At 66.0% G+C, this 13,870-nt stretch carries 12 protein-coding genes; 2 read left to right on the top strand and 10 right to left on the bottom strand.

Features of this window, described 5'->3' with window-relative positions; genetic code table 11:
• Positions 1-3: 3 nt before the first annotated feature.
• From ACODRX_RS25345 to ACODRX_RS25335, 3 genes are all read right to left on the bottom strand, one after another.
• Positions 4-648, bottom strand: coding sequence for an EamA family transporter (locus tag ACODRX_RS25345; RefSeq protein WP_488874319.1), 645 nt, complete (start codon positions 646-648; stop codon positions 4-6).
• Positions 649-1,120: 472 nt separating this feature from the next.
• Positions 1,121-2,008: a UTP--glucose-1-phosphate uridylyltransferase GalU gene (galU, locus tag ACODRX_RS25340; RefSeq protein WP_488874318.1), complete on the bottom strand. Its 888-nt coding sequence runs from the start codon at positions 2,006-2,008 to the stop codon at positions 1,121-1,123.
• A gap of 10 nt (positions 2,009-2,018) precedes the next feature.
• On the bottom strand, positions 2,019-4,919 hold the full coding sequence (locus ACODRX_RS25335; protein WP_488874317.1) for a valine--tRNA ligase: 2,901 nt from the start codon (positions 4,917-4,919) through the stop codon (positions 2,019-2,021).
• Positions 4,920-5,215: 296 nt separating this feature from the next.
• Here ACODRX_RS25335 and ACODRX_RS25330 point away from each other — a divergent pair, with 296 nt between their 5' ends.
• A complete protein-coding gene (locus tag ACODRX_RS25330; RefSeq protein ID WP_488874316.1) occupies positions 5,216-5,944 on the top strand; it encodes a haloacid dehalogenase type II in 729 nt (242 codons plus the stop codon).
• A 12-nt stretch (positions 5,945-5,956) separates the two neighbouring features.
• Here the strand turns inward: ACODRX_RS25330 and ACODRX_RS25325 are convergent, their stop codons facing one another.
• Complete coding sequence (locus tag ACODRX_RS25325; RefSeq protein WP_488874315.1) at positions 5,957-7,252, bottom strand: aminotransferase class V-fold PLP-dependent enzyme; 1,296 nt, start codon at positions 7,250-7,252, stop codon at positions 5,957-5,959.
• A gap of 3 nt (positions 7,253-7,255) precedes the next feature.
• Positions 7,256-8,158: an amino acid ABC transporter substrate-binding protein gene (locus tag ACODRX_RS25320; protein ID WP_488874314.1), complete on the bottom strand. Its 903-nt coding sequence runs from the start codon at positions 8,156-8,158 to the stop codon at positions 7,256-7,258.
• A 128-nt stretch (positions 8,159-8,286) separates the two neighbouring features.
• Between ACODRX_RS25320 and ACODRX_RS25315 the strand changes: the two genes are divergently transcribed.
• On the top strand, positions 8,287-9,213 hold the full coding sequence (locus ACODRX_RS25315) for a LysR family transcriptional regulator (protein ID WP_488874320.1): 927 nt from the start codon (positions 8,287-8,289) through the stop codon (positions 9,211-9,213).
• 208 nt (positions 9,214-9,421) lie between these two features.
• On the opposite strand, the gene ACODRX_RS25310 is transcribed toward ACODRX_RS25315, so the two are convergent.
• The 5 genes from ACODRX_RS25310 to ACODRX_RS25290 all read right to left on the bottom strand — a co-directional run bounded on the left by ACODRX_RS25310 (position 9,422) and on the right by ACODRX_RS25290 (position 13,791).
• The gene (locus ACODRX_RS25310) at positions 9,422-9,997 is read right to left on the bottom strand and encodes a YceI family protein (protein ID WP_488874313.1); all 576 of its coding nucleotides are present in this window, start codon (positions 9,995-9,997) and stop codon (positions 9,422-9,424) included.
• Between the two features lie 79 nt (positions 9,998-10,076).
• Positions 10,077-10,640 (bottom strand): YceI family protein, encoded by a 564-nt coding sequence (locus ACODRX_RS25305; RefSeq protein WP_488874312.1) that lies wholly within the window; start codon positions 10,638-10,640, stop codon positions 10,077-10,079.
• A 74-nt stretch (positions 10,641-10,714) separates the two neighbouring features.
• The gene (locus ACODRX_RS25300; protein WP_488874311.1) at positions 10,715-11,263 is read right to left on the bottom strand and encodes a cytochrome b; all 549 of its coding nucleotides are present in this window, start codon (positions 11,261-11,263) and stop codon (positions 10,715-10,717) included.
• A 131-nt stretch (positions 11,264-11,394) separates the two neighbouring features.
• Positions 11,395-12,669 carry a heme biosynthesis protein HemY gene (locus tag ACODRX_RS25295; RefSeq protein ID WP_488874310.1) on the bottom strand — a complete coding sequence of 425 codons (1,275 nt, stop codon included), beginning with the start codon at positions 12,667-12,669 and terminating at the stop codon, positions 11,395-11,397.
• Positions 12,670-12,675: 6 nt separating this feature from the next.
• Entirely contained in the window at positions 12,676-13,791 is a 1,116-nt protein-coding gene (locus ACODRX_RS25290; protein ID WP_488874309.1) for a uroporphyrinogen-III C-methyltransferase, read from the bottom strand.
• Positions 13,792-13,870: the final 79 nt, after the last annotated feature.

Genomic DNA, 13,870 nt, shown 5'->3' with positions numbered 1-13,870 from the left:
TCCTCAGGTTGCACACCAGTCGGATTGACGAGAGGTTTTGCAGACCTTCCTTAGATCCACCCAAGGAAAGACTGCGGCTATGATCACGAGAAGCACCGCCGTTTCCAAAAAAAGACCGTCAATCGGAGATAACGAGGTCTTTCTCTTGAGTAGGGCATATGAACCCCATGTAAGCCCGATGGCCAAATAAACCCAGTGCTGCAACTGCCTATTGATTGCAATCAGCCACGCAAGCGCAGTGGCAATGATAATCGTGCAAGAAATTTCTGCCGTCGATCGGCTTTTTTCCTGAAATACTACTCCAATCACCATTACCCAAACGGGTGCAATGAGGTAGCCAAGTCCGCTTTCAAAAACACTTCCATTGATGGAGGACCATATGAATACTCCCCAATTAATGGCGACAAGAATCCCGGCTACGCAATGTATGGAAAAAAACCGTGGTTCTATTTTTGGCTTGTGATCGAGGTGGGTAAATCTAATAAAAATCACCACTAATAATAATGCGATGAATGATAAAATAATTCTGAAAATAACTAATTCTAACGGTGGAATTTCAGGGAATAAATGCCAGTATAAAGACGAAATTCCAAGAATGAAATTTGATAAGAATGCGGAGATAAATGGAAGGGCGGTGCGTGCTGTCATATCACAAATGCCATTTTTCCCCGTATTGAATTTTGTCAAGTTATAGATGGGTACGTCCCGTGAATGAACTTGATTTGAATCGACTCAAGCTGAATGGAGCAGGATGTGCTGGTGGGAGTTTCAGGTGTCTTCCTTATGTATTTGCAAAACTGTAAATAATAATGATTCTTGTTTCTTTATTCTGGCTTGTTGCTTTTTGTTGGGAATAGAAAAATGCACCTATTGACATAGGATTGAATTTAAAATTCAAGTTTATGTTAAATATGGACATCAGCCCATCAATGGGTTGGCATCGGGCTGCCATGCCCGGTTGTGAAGAGGGAGTCTTGGTGCTGGCAGCCGCTAGTTGCGGTGCCATCGCTGGCGGGCGCTGAGCCACCGGCCAGGCAGAATCCGCGCACCAATGGCCAAGGGCCTGCATTTGCAGGCCCTTGGCATGGAAGATCCGCGCGCAATCCGCGCGTGGCGTGCGCTAGATGCTCAGCCCCTTGAGGTAGTCGCGAAAGCTCGCGCCCACATCCGGGTGCTGCAGCGCCAGCTCCACGGTGGCCTGCAGAAAGCCTTCCTTGCTGCCGCAGTCGTAGCGCTTGCCGCTGTACTGGTAGGCATAGACGGTTTCGTGGTTCATCAGCCGCTCGATCGCATCGGTGAGCTGGATCTCGCCGCCCACGCCAACGGGCTGGTTGCGGATCTCTTCGAAGATGCGCGCGGTGAGCACGTAGCGGCCCGCCACGCCCATGCGCGAAGGGGCTTTTTCCGGCGCGGGCTTTTCCACGATCTCGTCGATGCGCATCAACGGCCCGCCGGCGGCCTCGCCCTTGACGATGCCGTAGCGCTTGGTGTGCTCCTGCGGCACTTCCTGCACGGCCAGCAGCGAGCGGCCCTGGCGGTGGAAGGCATCGACCATCTGGCGCATCACGCCCGGGCCGCCTTGCTCGCCCACCATCAGGTCGTCGGCCAGCAGCACGGCGAAGGGTTCGTTGCCGACCAGCGGCTCGGCGCACAGCACCGCGTGGCCCAGGCCGAGCGAGCGCGGCTGGCGGATGAAGGCGCAGTTCATGTCGTCCGGGGCGACCGAGCGCACCAGGCGCAGCATTTCGTGCTTGCCGGCCTGCTCCAGCTCGTTCTCCAGTTCGTAGGCGGTGTCGAAATGGTCTTCGATGGCACGCTTGCTGCGGCCGGTGACGAAGATCATGTCGCGGATGCCGGCCTCGTAGGCTTCTTCGACGGCATACTGGATCAGCGGCTTGTCCACCACGGGCAGCATCTCCTTGGGGGATGCCTTGGTGGCGGGCAAAAAGCGCGTGCCCAGGCCGGCCACGGGGAAGACGGCCTTGCGGATGCGGGTGTTGGTGCTCATGCGGTGCTCTTTATCCTAAACGTGCGAGTTGCTCCTGGATGCGCGACAGCGTGGCGCTGAATTCGGCGACGCGCTTTTTCTCCTGCTCGATCACGGCCGGCGGGGCCTTGGCCACGAAGGCTTCGTTGGCCAGCTTGCCATTGGCCTTGGCGATTTCGCCCGACAGGCGCGCGGCCTCCTTGGCGAGGCGGGCCTTCTCGGCGGCCAGGTCGATCTCGACGAACAGGGCCAGGCGGATGTCGCCGACCACGTTGACCGGCGCGGCCTGTGCGGCCTGGCTCCAGGCGGCCGCGTCGTCGAACACCTTGACTTCGCTGAGCTTGGCCAGGTTTTGCAGCACCGCGGCGTTGTCGCGCAGGAACTGGGCGTCGGCGGCGCTGCCGGCCACGGCCAGCAGCGGCAGGCGCTGGGCGGGCGAGACGCCCATCTCGCCGCGCAGCGTGCGGCAGGCGTCGACCATCTGCTTGATGCGGCCCACGTAGGCGATGGCGGCTTCGTCGATCTTGGCGGGCTGGGCCTCGGGGTAGCGGGCCACGGCCACGGATTCGCCCGGCAGGCCGGCCACGGGCGCCACCTTCTGCCACAGCGCTTCGGTGACGAACGGGATGATGGGGTGGGCCAGGCGCAGTATGGCTTCGAGCGTGCGGATCAGCGTGCGGCGCGTGGCGCGCTGCTGGGCTTCGTTGCCGGTCTGGATCTGCACCTTGGCGATTTCCAGGTACCAGTCGCAGAACTCGTTCCAGACGAAGTCGTAGATGGCGTTGGCCACGTTGTCGAGGCGATACTCGGCGAAGCCCTTGGCCACTTCGGCCTCGACCTTCTGCAGCTGCGAGGCGATCCAGCGGTCGGGCTGGCTGAAGTGCATGTAGCCGTGGAATTCGCCACCCGGCTGGCACTGCTCCTTGGTGTGTTCCTTGAGGCCGCAGTCTTGGCCTTCGCAGTTCATCAGCACGAAGCGCGAGGCGTTCCACAGCTTGTTGCAGAAGTTGCGGTAGCCTTCGCAGCGCTTGCTGTCGAAGTTGATGGAGCGGCCCAGCGAGGCCAGCGCGGCGAAGGTGAAGCGCAGCGCGTCGGCGCCGTAGGCGGGAATGCCCTCGGGGAATTCCTTTTGCGTGTTCTTGCGCACCTGGGGCGCGGTCTCGGGGCGGCGCAGGCCCTGGGTGCGCTTGTCGAGCAGGGGCTCGAGCGCGATGCCGTCGATCAGGTCCACCGGGTCGAGCACGTTGCCTTCGCTCTTGCTCATCTTCTTGCCCTGCGCGTCGCGCACCAGGCCGTGGATGTAGACATGCCTGAACGGCACGCGGCCGGTGAAGTGCGTGGTCATCATGATCATCCGGGCGACCCAGAAGAAGATGATGTCGTAGCCGGTCACCAGCACCGAGGAGGGCAGGTAGAGGTTGTAGTCGTCGTCGGCCGCATCGCTGTGGCCCGGCCAGCCCATGGTGCTGAAGGGCACCAGCGCCGATGAGTACCAGGTGTCGAGCACGTCGGGGTCGCGGCGCAGCTGCTTGCCGGGGGCCTTGGCCTGCGCCTCGGCCTCGCTGCGCGCCACGATGCAGTTGCCGTCCTCGTCGTACCAGGCCGGAATCTGGTGGCCCCACCACAGCTGGCGCGAGATGCACCAGTCCTGGATGTTGTTCATCCACTGGTTGTAGGTGTTGACCCAGTTCTCGGGCACGAACTGCACCTGGCCCGAGGCCACGGCGTCGATGGCCTTTTGCGCGATGGACTTGCCGCTGGCGTCGCCCGTGCCTTCTTTGGCCACCTTGCTCATGGCCACGAACCACTGGTCGGTGAGCATGGGCTCGATCACCTGGCCGGTGCGGGTGCAGATCGGCACCATGAGCTTGTGCTTCTTGGTCTCGACCAGCAGGCCCAGCGCCTCCAGGTCGGCCACGATGGCCTTGCGGGCCACGAAGCGGTCCAGGCCGCGGTATTTCTCGGGCGCGTTGTCGCTGATGGTGGCGCTGAGCGTGAGCACCACTTCCAGCGGCAGCTGGTGGCGCTGGCCGACCTGGTAGTCGTTGTTGTCGTGCGCGGGCGTGACCTTGACCACGCCGGTGCCGAACTCGCGGTCCACGTATTCGTCGGCGATGATGGGGATCTGGCGGCCCACCAGCGGCAGCGTCACGGTTTGGCCAATCAGGTGCTGGTAGCGCTCGTCCTCGGGGTGGACCATCACGGCCACGTCGCCCAGCATGGTTTCGGGGCGGGTGGTGGCCACCACCAGCTGGCCCGAGCCGTCGGTCAACGGGTAGGCGATGTGCCACAGCGAGCCGTCCTTCTCCTCGTTCTCGACCTCGAGGTCGGACACGGCCGACTGCAGCACCGGGTCCCAGTTCACCAGGCGCTTGCCGCGGTAGATCAGGCCCTGCTCGTAGAGCTTGACGAAAGTATCGGTCACCACGCCGGACAGCTTGTCGTCCATGGTGAAGTACTCGCGGCTCCAGTCCACGGTATCGCCCATGCGGCGCATCTGCGTGGTGATGGTGTTGCCGCTCTTGTCCTTCCACTCCCACACCTTCTTCACGAACTCGGGGCGGCCCAGGTCGTAGCGGCTCTTGCCTTGCTCCTGCAGCTGGCGCTCCACCACGATCTGCGTGGCGATGCCGGCGTGGTCGGTGCCGGGCACCCAGACGGTGTTGAAGCCCTTCATGCGGTGGTAGCGCGTGAGGCTGTCCATGATGGTCTGGTTGAAGGCATGGCCCATGTGCAGCGTGCCGGTCACGTTGGGCGGCGGCAGCTGGATGGCGAAGCTGGGCTGGCCGGCGTCGGGCCGGCCCGTGCCGCGCACGCCGGCGCGGCCATAGCCGCGCTTCTCCCACTCGGGGCCCCAGTGGGCCTCGATGGCGGCGGGTTCGAAGGATTTGGACAGGCTCTCCAGGCCGGGTTGTGCAGGGGTGTCGCTCATGGTGTTGTTGTCAATGAAAACGGCATCCCGCAGGATGCCGCCAATGATCGATGTGTCGAGACGGATGGCCCGATTTTAGCCCGGCGCCATCATGGGCCGGCCGCGGGTGGGAATGATAAAAAGAATAGCTGCTAGCGCCTATCAGGTAATGATTTCCATATGAAAACATATTGAAAACGTTACAGGTAAAGCGCGAGAAGCTCACTTTTTTACAAAGCCAATGCTCCGGCGGCCATGGCTATTGACTTGCCGGGCGCGGCTGGCAAAGATCGGGCTTTTCGCCTGGACACCAAGACATGAGCGCATCCTCCGCCGCCGCCCAAGACATCGCCGCCACCGTGCAGGTGCTGGCCTTCGATACCTTCGGCACCGTGGTCGACTGGCACGGCAGCATCGTGCGCGAGATGCAGCAGCACCATCCCGCGGTGGATGGCGATGCCTTCGCCAGGGCCTGGCGGGCCGGCTACCAGCCGGCGATGGCGCGCGTGCGCAGCGGCGCGCAGGGCTGGACGCTCATCGATGCGCTGCACCGCCAGATCCTCGACGAGATCCTGCCGCGCTTTGGCCTGGCGCAGCTGGGCGAGGCCGAGCGGGCCCGGCTCAATCGCGTGTGGCACCGGCTGGCGCCATGGCCCGACAGCGTGGCGGGCCTGGCGCGGCTCAAGCGCCGCTTCACCATCACCACGCTGTCGAACGGCAATATCGGCCTGCTCACCAACATGGCCAAGCGTGCCGGCCTGCCGTGGGACTGCATCCTGAGCGCCGAGGTCTTCCGCGCCTACAAGCCCGATCCGGCCACCTACCTGGGCGTGGCCGGGGTGTTCGACTTGCGGCCCGATCAGGTGATGCTGGTGGCCGCGCACCACGACGACCTGGAGGCCGCCCGCGCCTGCGGGCTGCGCACGGCCTACATCGAGCGGCCGCTGGAGTTCGGCAGCGCGCATGCCAAGGACGTATCGTCGCGCGCCGGCAACGACCTGCATGCGCCCGACCTGCTGGGGCTGGCCGCGCAGCTGGGGTGCTGAGGAGGTTGTGCCCTAGGCAGCGGGCGCGAATGCCTGGGCGATCTGCTGCGTCACGCGCAGGAATTGCTCCATCTCGGCCGGCGTGTGGCAGTGCAGCGGCGAGACCCGCACCGCGCCTTCGAGCCCGAAGGATTCGAGCATGCGCCTGGAGTAGATGCTGCTGGCCACGCGCTCGTAGACGGTGACGCCGCGCTTGCCGTACTCCACCACCGCCTGCGCGCAGTCCAGGTGCTCGAAGCCCATGGCCAGGATCAGGTCGCGCTTGCCAAGGTCGTGGTGGTCGAGGAACACCTTCACGCCCGGCATGCTGCGCAGGCCCGGCACCTGCGCGCTGCCGTCCAGCAGCGCGGCGAGCAGGGCGCGCTCGTGCAGCTCGATGTGGGTGATGCCGGCCACGAACAGCGCGCGGCGCTGCGTGGCGTCCGTGAAGTGGCTGCCCAGCCAGCAGACATAGTCGGCGATGTCGCTCAGCACCGCGAACTGCCAGGGCGCGGCGCTGCCCAGGTCCCAGTAGCCGGCGGGCTTGCCGGCCAGCTTGTGGTGCGGCAGCGCGGCCGCGCGCTGCGACAGCCACGACAGCCCCGAGCCCCGGCAGCCGAAGAACTTGTAGGGCGCGAGGTTGATGCCGTCCACCGGCGCCTTCTGCAGGTCGATCAGGCCGTGGGGTGCGTGCTGCACCGCGTCCACCAGGATGTAGAGATCGGGCTTGATCTCGCGGGCGCGGCGCACCACGGCCTCGATGTCGAGCTTGGCGCCCGAGATGTTCGAGGCGTGGATCACGTTGAGCAGGCTGGTGTTCTCGTCGACCAGCGCCACGATGGCGTCCACGTCCACGCCGCCGGTGGCCGGGTTGCTCGGCGCCACGCGCAGCTCGCGCCCGAGGCGCTCGGCATACAGGCGCATCGCATCGAAGGCCGAGGGATGCTCCAGCACGGTGGTGACCATGTTGCTGCCCGGCACGTTCTCGGCCACCGCGCGCACCATGTCGAACATGGCGCCCGACGCGGTGAGCGAGGCGTAGACGCTGCCGCCGCGCGCGTTCAGCATGGTGCGCAAATCGTCGCAGCCGCGGGCCTGCACGGCCTGCAGCTCGACGGCGGTGGCGTGGATGCGCTCGGTATTGTCCGGCACCGCATCGACCTGCGCCAGGCGCTCGATGGCCGACTTCAGCCGGAACGAGCCGCCCGCGTTGTCGAAGTACAGCCGCTCGCGGCCGTGATGGTCGCGCTCCACGCCGAGAAAGCGGGCGCGCACCTCGCGCATCAGCGCCTCGGGAAAGGCCAGGCCCTGGGGATACTGCGAAGCCATGGCTCAGACGCCCTTGTTGTTGGGGTTCTTGAAGATCTCGCGCACGGCATCCGTCATCGGGAAGTTGAGGTTGGCGTTCTTCGGCGGAATCGGCGAGAGGAACCACTTGGCGTAGAGCTGCTCGATGGCGCCCGACTTCATCAGGCCGGTGACGGTCTCATCCACCAGCGCCTTGAAGGCCGGGTCGTTCTTGCGCAGCATGATGCCGTAGGGCTCCTGGCGCAGCGATTCCTGCGTGAGGATCTTGTAGTCGCCGGGGTTGGGGGCGCTGGCGATCATGCCGGCGAGCTGCACGTCGTCGAGTACATAGGCATCGGCGCGGCCGGTGGACAGCAGCAGGAAGCCGTCGGAGGTGTCCTTGCCCGCCAGCTCCTTCACCTCGATGGTGCCGCTCTTGCGCGCGCCGCGCAGCAGCTGGATCGAGGTGCTGCCCGAGACGGTGGCCACCGTCTTGCCGTTCAGGTCGGCGAAGGTGTTGATGCCCGCGCTTTTCTTCACCGCGGCGGTGATGCTGGCAACGAAGTGGCTGGGCGCGAAATCGACCTGCTCCTGGCGCTGCGTGGTGTTGGTGGTGGTGGCGCAGTCAAGATCCACGGTGCCGTTTTGCAGCAGCGGGATGCGGTTGGTCGAGTTCAGCATGGTGTAGCGCACCTCGATCTTGGGCAGGCCCAGCTTGGCCTTCACCGCATCGACGATCTTCAGGCAGATGTCGGTGGTGAAGCCGATGGGCGCGCTGCTGGCGTCGAGCTTGTAGGAGAACGGGATCTGGCTGTCGCGCGCGCCGATCTCGATGACGCCGCTGTCCTTGATCTTGCGCAGCGTGCCGCTGTCTTGCGCGGCGGCAGTGCCGCACATGGCGGCGAGGGCGAGTCCGAGTCCAAGGGTGAGGGGCCGGGTGATGTGCATGGTGTTGTCCTCAAGAGAGTCAGGGCGGGGAATCCGGTACCTATCTTCGGCTGCACGATGAATTTCTAAAAGCGATTTTTTGTTATCGAATAAGATGAATAAAAGTGATTTTTAGCGCGTCAGCCATGATGACATTCAAGCAACTCGAAGCCCTGTACTGGATCGCCCGGCTGGGCGGCTTCGCCCAGGCGGCCCACCAGCTGCACACCTCGCAGTCGGCCATCTCCAAGCGCGTGCACGAGCTGGAGCAGCTGTTCGACACCGAGCTGTTCGACCGCAGCCAGCGCGCGGCGCGCCTGACCGACAAGGGCGAGGAGATGTTCGTGCTGGCCAAGAAGCTGCTGGAGCAGCGCGACGCCGCGATAGAGCAGTTCGGCAAGCCCGGCGTGGTGCAGCGGCGCGTGCGCCTGGGCGTGACCGAGCTCACCGCGATGACCTGGCTGCCGCGGCTCGTGAGCCTGATCCGCCGGCACTATCCGAAGGTGATCCTGGAGCCCGACGTGGACGACAGCCTGCAGCTGCGCGACAAGCTGCTGGCCGATGAGCTGGACCTGGCCATCGTGCCCGATACCTTCGCCGATGCGCGCATGCCGCACCGCGTGATCGGGCAGGTGCACAGCGCCTGGATGTGCAAGCCCGGCGTGGTGCCGGGCAGCGGCGCGCCATTGCGGCTGCACGAGCTGGCCCAGCACCGCATGCTGGTGCAGGGCGGCAACTCGGGCACGGGCCGCGCCTACGATTCCTGGATGAAGGAGCAGGGCGTGCAGCCCGCCCTGCTGGCCGATGTGATCGTGGTGAGCAACCTGGTGGCGCTGACCGGGCTCACCGTGTCGGGCCTGGGCGTGAGCTACCTGCCGCGCGAATGCCTGTCGCCGCTGGTGGCGGCGGGCATGCTCGAAGTGCTGCAGGTGACGCCGCCCTTGCCCGTGGTGCGCTATGTGGCGATGCACAAGGGCGAGCACCGCAGCGCGCTCACCGCGTCGCTGGTGATGCTGGCGCAGGAGTGCTGCGATTTCAGGCGCCTGTTCCAGGCGCAGCCCGAGGATGGCGCCTGAACGGGCTTGGGGCCGGGGCGCTTAGAGCCATCCCTTTCAAGGTGTTGTGCTGTTGCGAGTGCCCATGACGTTGGGAAAAGTTGAGCGTTGAGGGTTTGGCGTTGAGCGTGAAGGCCGCAAAACGCACAACGCACAACGCACAACGCTCAACCTCTTGGCCACGCACACTGCGCCTATTCCACGTTCAAGACCTTGAAGGGGATGGCTCTTACTGCTTGACCGCCTCGATCTGCAGCACCACGCGCACCTGCTTGGGGAAGCCGTAGGCCAGGCCGTAGTCCACGCCCCACTGGCTGCGGTCGATGGTGGCCTCGAAGTCGCCGCCGCAGACCTCGCGCTTTTGCAGCATCGGGCTCTCGTAGCAGTTGAATCGGTTGGCCTTGAAGCTCACCGGATGGGTCTGGTCCTTGATGGTCAGCTGGCCGGTCACTTCCTTGAGGCTGTCGCCGTCGAACACGAACTTGTCGGACACGAACTTGGCGCTGGGGAATTTCTCGGCGTTGAAGATGTCCGCGCTTTGCAGGTGCTTGTTGAAGGCGGCGGTGCCCGAGTTCACCGAGCTCATGTCCAGCGACACCTCGACCTTGCCGGCCTTGCCGGCCTTGTCGAACTCCACGCTGCCGCTCTTCTTGTCGAAGCGGGCGCGGTTGGTCGTGGTGCCGAAATGCTCGATCTCGAAGGTGGCGAAGGTGTGGCTCGGGTCGATCGCGTAGGTGGCCGGGGCGGCGTGGGCGGCCGTGGCCAGCAGGCCGGCGGCGGCGAAAGCGATGGCGGTGATGCGCATGGAAATCCTCCTGGGTTGGTTTGAATCAAAAATGGCGGCTTTCAGCGCTGCGCTGAAAGCGAAAAAACCTGGCAATGGCTCAGAGCTTGCCCACGCCGGTCAGCGCGAGCTTGAAGCTGACGTTCACTTCATCGGCCACCATCGAGGTGTCGGCCCAATCGCCTTCGCCGATCTTGAACTGCAGGCGCTTGAGCGCCAGCGTGCCGGTGGCCGTGGTGGTGGCGCCCGACTGGCTCAGCTGGACCGGCAGGCTCACGTTCTGCGACTGGCCCTTGATGCTGAGCTTGCCCTCCACCTGGTACTTGCCGCCGCCCAGCGCCTTGACTGCCGTGGAGTCGAACGTGGCCTGCGGGAACTTGGCCACGTTGAACCATTCCGCCTTGGGCAGCTCGGCGTCGGTCTCCTTCGAGCCCAGCGTGGCGCTGCCGGTGTCCACGCTGAAGTGGATGCTGCTGGCCTCGGGCTTGGCGGTGTCGAAGTTCAGTTTGGCATCGAATTTCTTGAACTGGCCCTGCAGCGGCACGCCCATCTGCTTGGCGGTGAAGCCGATGGTGCTTTGCGCCGGCACCAGGGCCTGGGCTGCGTGGGCGGTGCCGCCTGCAAGGGCGGCGGCGATCAGGGCGGAAGAGAGAAGGGCTTTCATGCAAGAACTCCGAAGAAAACAGGGGCGTGAACCGGGGCGTGGACAGGGGCCTGAACAGGGGCGTATGGCGCCGCTCAGCGCGGCAGCATGCGCGAGATCAGGCCGTCGCGGTCGATCAGCTGGTGCTTGAAGGCCGCGGCCACGTGCAGCACCACCAGCGCCGCCAGCGCATAGGCCGCATAGCCGTGCCAGGGCTTGAGCGCCTGGGCCAGCTCGGGGCTCTTGGCCACGAAGTCGGGCAGCGGCAGCATGCCGAACAGCACGATGGGAAAGCCGGCCGCCGAGCTGTAGGCCCAGCCGATCAGCGGCACCGCGAAGAACAGCAGGTACATCAGGTGGTGCACGCCGGCATGCGCGGCCTGCTGCCAGCCGGGCATGGCCCGCAGCATCGCGGCGGGCAGGGCCGGCGGGCGGTGGCTGGCGCGCCACAGCAGCCGGGCGGCGCTGAGCAGCAGGATGCTCATGCCGGCCCATTTGTGCCAGTTGAAGTACTTCAGGCGTGCCGGCGACAGCGGCAGTCCGGTCATGTACAGGCCAAAGAAGAAAATGCCCACCAGGGCCAGCGCCAGCACCCAGTGGAAGGCCATGGCCGTGCGCGTATAGCGTTGCAATGCAGCTGTCATGAAGCTCGATGAAGAGGAGGAGGCCGCAGTGTAGGCAAGCGCCCGCTGCGGCGGGTTCAGCCGTGTTGTCGGCTCAATTCAAAGGAATTGAATGGACGCGGGGGGCGCGGAAAAGTTCCGCCCGCTGACGGTCAATGCTCGTGCGCCAGGGCGGCCTGCTTCCAGGCCCGGGCCGCGGCCTCGCCATCGCCGCGGTCTTCGGCCAGCTGGGCCAGCAGCAGCCAGGCGTGGGCGCGCAGCGGCTCGTCCTGCAGCGCCGGTGCGGCAGCTTCCAGCCAATGCCGGGCCTTGCCCCAGAGCTGGTGGCGCAGGCAGGCCACGCCAGCCAGGTACTGCAGGTGCACGTCGTGCGGGCGGCGGCGCTGCGCCGCCTCGATGCGGGCCAGCCAGTCGGCATCCGGCGTGCGCAGGCTCTCGGCCAGGGCCTGCAGCAGGCGCCGCAGCTGCGATGCCGGCAGGTTGCCGCTGCCGGTGTAGCGCTCCCAGGCGGGCAGCAGCCATTCGCGAGCGGTGGCGGGCGAGCCCTGCAGCGCCAGCAGGCGGCGCGCGGCGTGAATGCCCACTTCCGCCATCTGGCGCTCGGCGCCGTCCAGCTGCCGCCAGGCCTGCTGCAGCTGCTCGGGATCGTGGGCGTCGTCGATCAGCGCGGTGGCCATGCTGCGCACGATGCTTTGCGCCGCCGCCGCCGAAAACGCGCGGTGCTTGGCCAGCAGCCGCGCGGTGTCGAGCGCCTCCTTGGTGCTCTTGAGCGCCTGCGCGGCCTTGAGCTTGAGGCGCAGCGCCAGCGTGCGCCGGGCCGCGCCCTGCGGCAGCTGGGCCAGGTGGTCCATGGCGGCGGCCGGGTCGCGGTCGTCCAGCGCCCATTGGGCGGCGACCAACTGGGCGCCTTCGCGCAGCTCGGGCTGGCCCTTGGCCTGCTGGGCCTCTTGCAAGGCCTGCTGCCAGTGTTCGTCGCGCTGGGCGTGGTCTTGCAGCGCCTGCGAGCTGTGGGCGGCCAGCACATGGGCCAGCACGCGCAGCTCCAGCCCGTGGGGGACGTCGTCGCCGGCCTCGCGCAAGGCTTTTTCCTGGGCCAGCGCCGACAGCGCGGCCTTGCGGGCGCGCACGAAGCGGCCGGCCTGCAGCTGCGTCATGCCCTGCATGGCGGCGGCATGCATGGCGCGCTCCTTTTGCAGCATGCGCCAGCGCCGCGCCTGGCGCGGCAGCTCGAACATGGCCGACAGCCCGCGCAGCGCGCCGTGCACCAGCGCAAAGCCGAGCAGCAGCAGCAGCGCCACCAGGTTCAGCGACAGATCGATCCGGTAGGGCGGCCAGTACAGCGTGACCGTGCCCTGGTTGCTGCCGGCAAACAGCGCGGCGGCCACCGCAATGGCGAAGAGGGCGATCAACCACAGGGCTGCACGCATCGCGGCCTACCTTCCTGCGGCGGCGGTGGCCAGCGCCGCCAGCGTGTCGTCGGCGCGCGGCGGGTCCACGTCGCGCATGGCCAGCTGCACCTGCTGCAGCAGCGAGGCCACGTTCTGCGTGCGCCGCGAGGTGGCGTCGAAGTAGCGGTTGACCAGCTGGGTCGCGGCCGAGAGGTCGTTGCGCGAGGCCTGCATCTGCCGCGCGAGCAGCCCCAGGCGCGCATTGAGCAGCGTGAGCTTGAGGTTCTCGCGCAGGAAGAAGGCCTGGTCGGGCGAGACCAGCACGGAGTCGGGATAGTCGATGCGGCGCACCCGCACCAGGCGGCGGGCCTCATCGCGCGTGGATTCCCAGGTGGCGGCCAGCGCCGCCTGCCACCAGGGGCGCTGGGCCTCGGCGTCGCCGCCTTCGCCATCCTTGGTGGGCGTGGCGGTGCGGCGCGCATTCACGCGCCGGGTGGCGCTGGCCTGGGCCACGTCGTTTTGCAGCGGCAGCTCGTCGGCCTGGCGGATCAGGTCGTCCAGCCGGGCCAGGATGCCGGCGGTATCCAGCGTCTTGGTGGTCGAGATGCGTTCCAGGTCGCGCGCAATCGCGCGCGACAGCGGTGCCAGGCTGGGCTGCGCGGCGCGGTCGATGCGCTGCTGCGCGGCCTTGAGGCTGCTGACCAGCGGGTCGGCGCTGCCGGTGAGCTGGGCCTGCTGCAGCGCAAAGCGCACCGCGCTGTCGGTTTCGACGACGAGGTTGTCGTCGCGGCTGCGCGACAGGCTTTGCAGCAGGGCGTCGAGCTGGCCGCGCTGCAGCGCGACCTCGCCCACCCGCGCCTCCATCACCGACATGCGCGAGGACATGTCGCGCGCCACGTCCTCCGCCTGCCGCGCGATGGTGCGGGCCTCCACGGCCTGACCGTGCGAGTCGGCGCTCTGGCGGGCCAGCTGCTGCTGGATATTGTTCAGCCGCTGCCACAGCAGCGCGCTGCTGACGATGGCCACCGTGGCGGCCACGCCGAGCACCAGCGAGGTCCACAGCCACGGGGATCGGCTGGCGGGCGCCGCAGCATCCGCGGCGATGGCGGATTCGGAAGGCTGGGGTGGAGCAGCAGCGTGGGATTGCTCTGGCGGCGTCATGACAGCGATTCTAGGGCTTGAGAACGTGTTCAAAGTCTTTTCATAGTGCCCGCAAGGCAGCAAAAGGCCGCAATCTAGG

The organism is Comamonas sp. FG99 (genome assembly GCF_057808605.1).
This window is presented reverse-complemented; position numbering and strand designations above follow the sequence as displayed.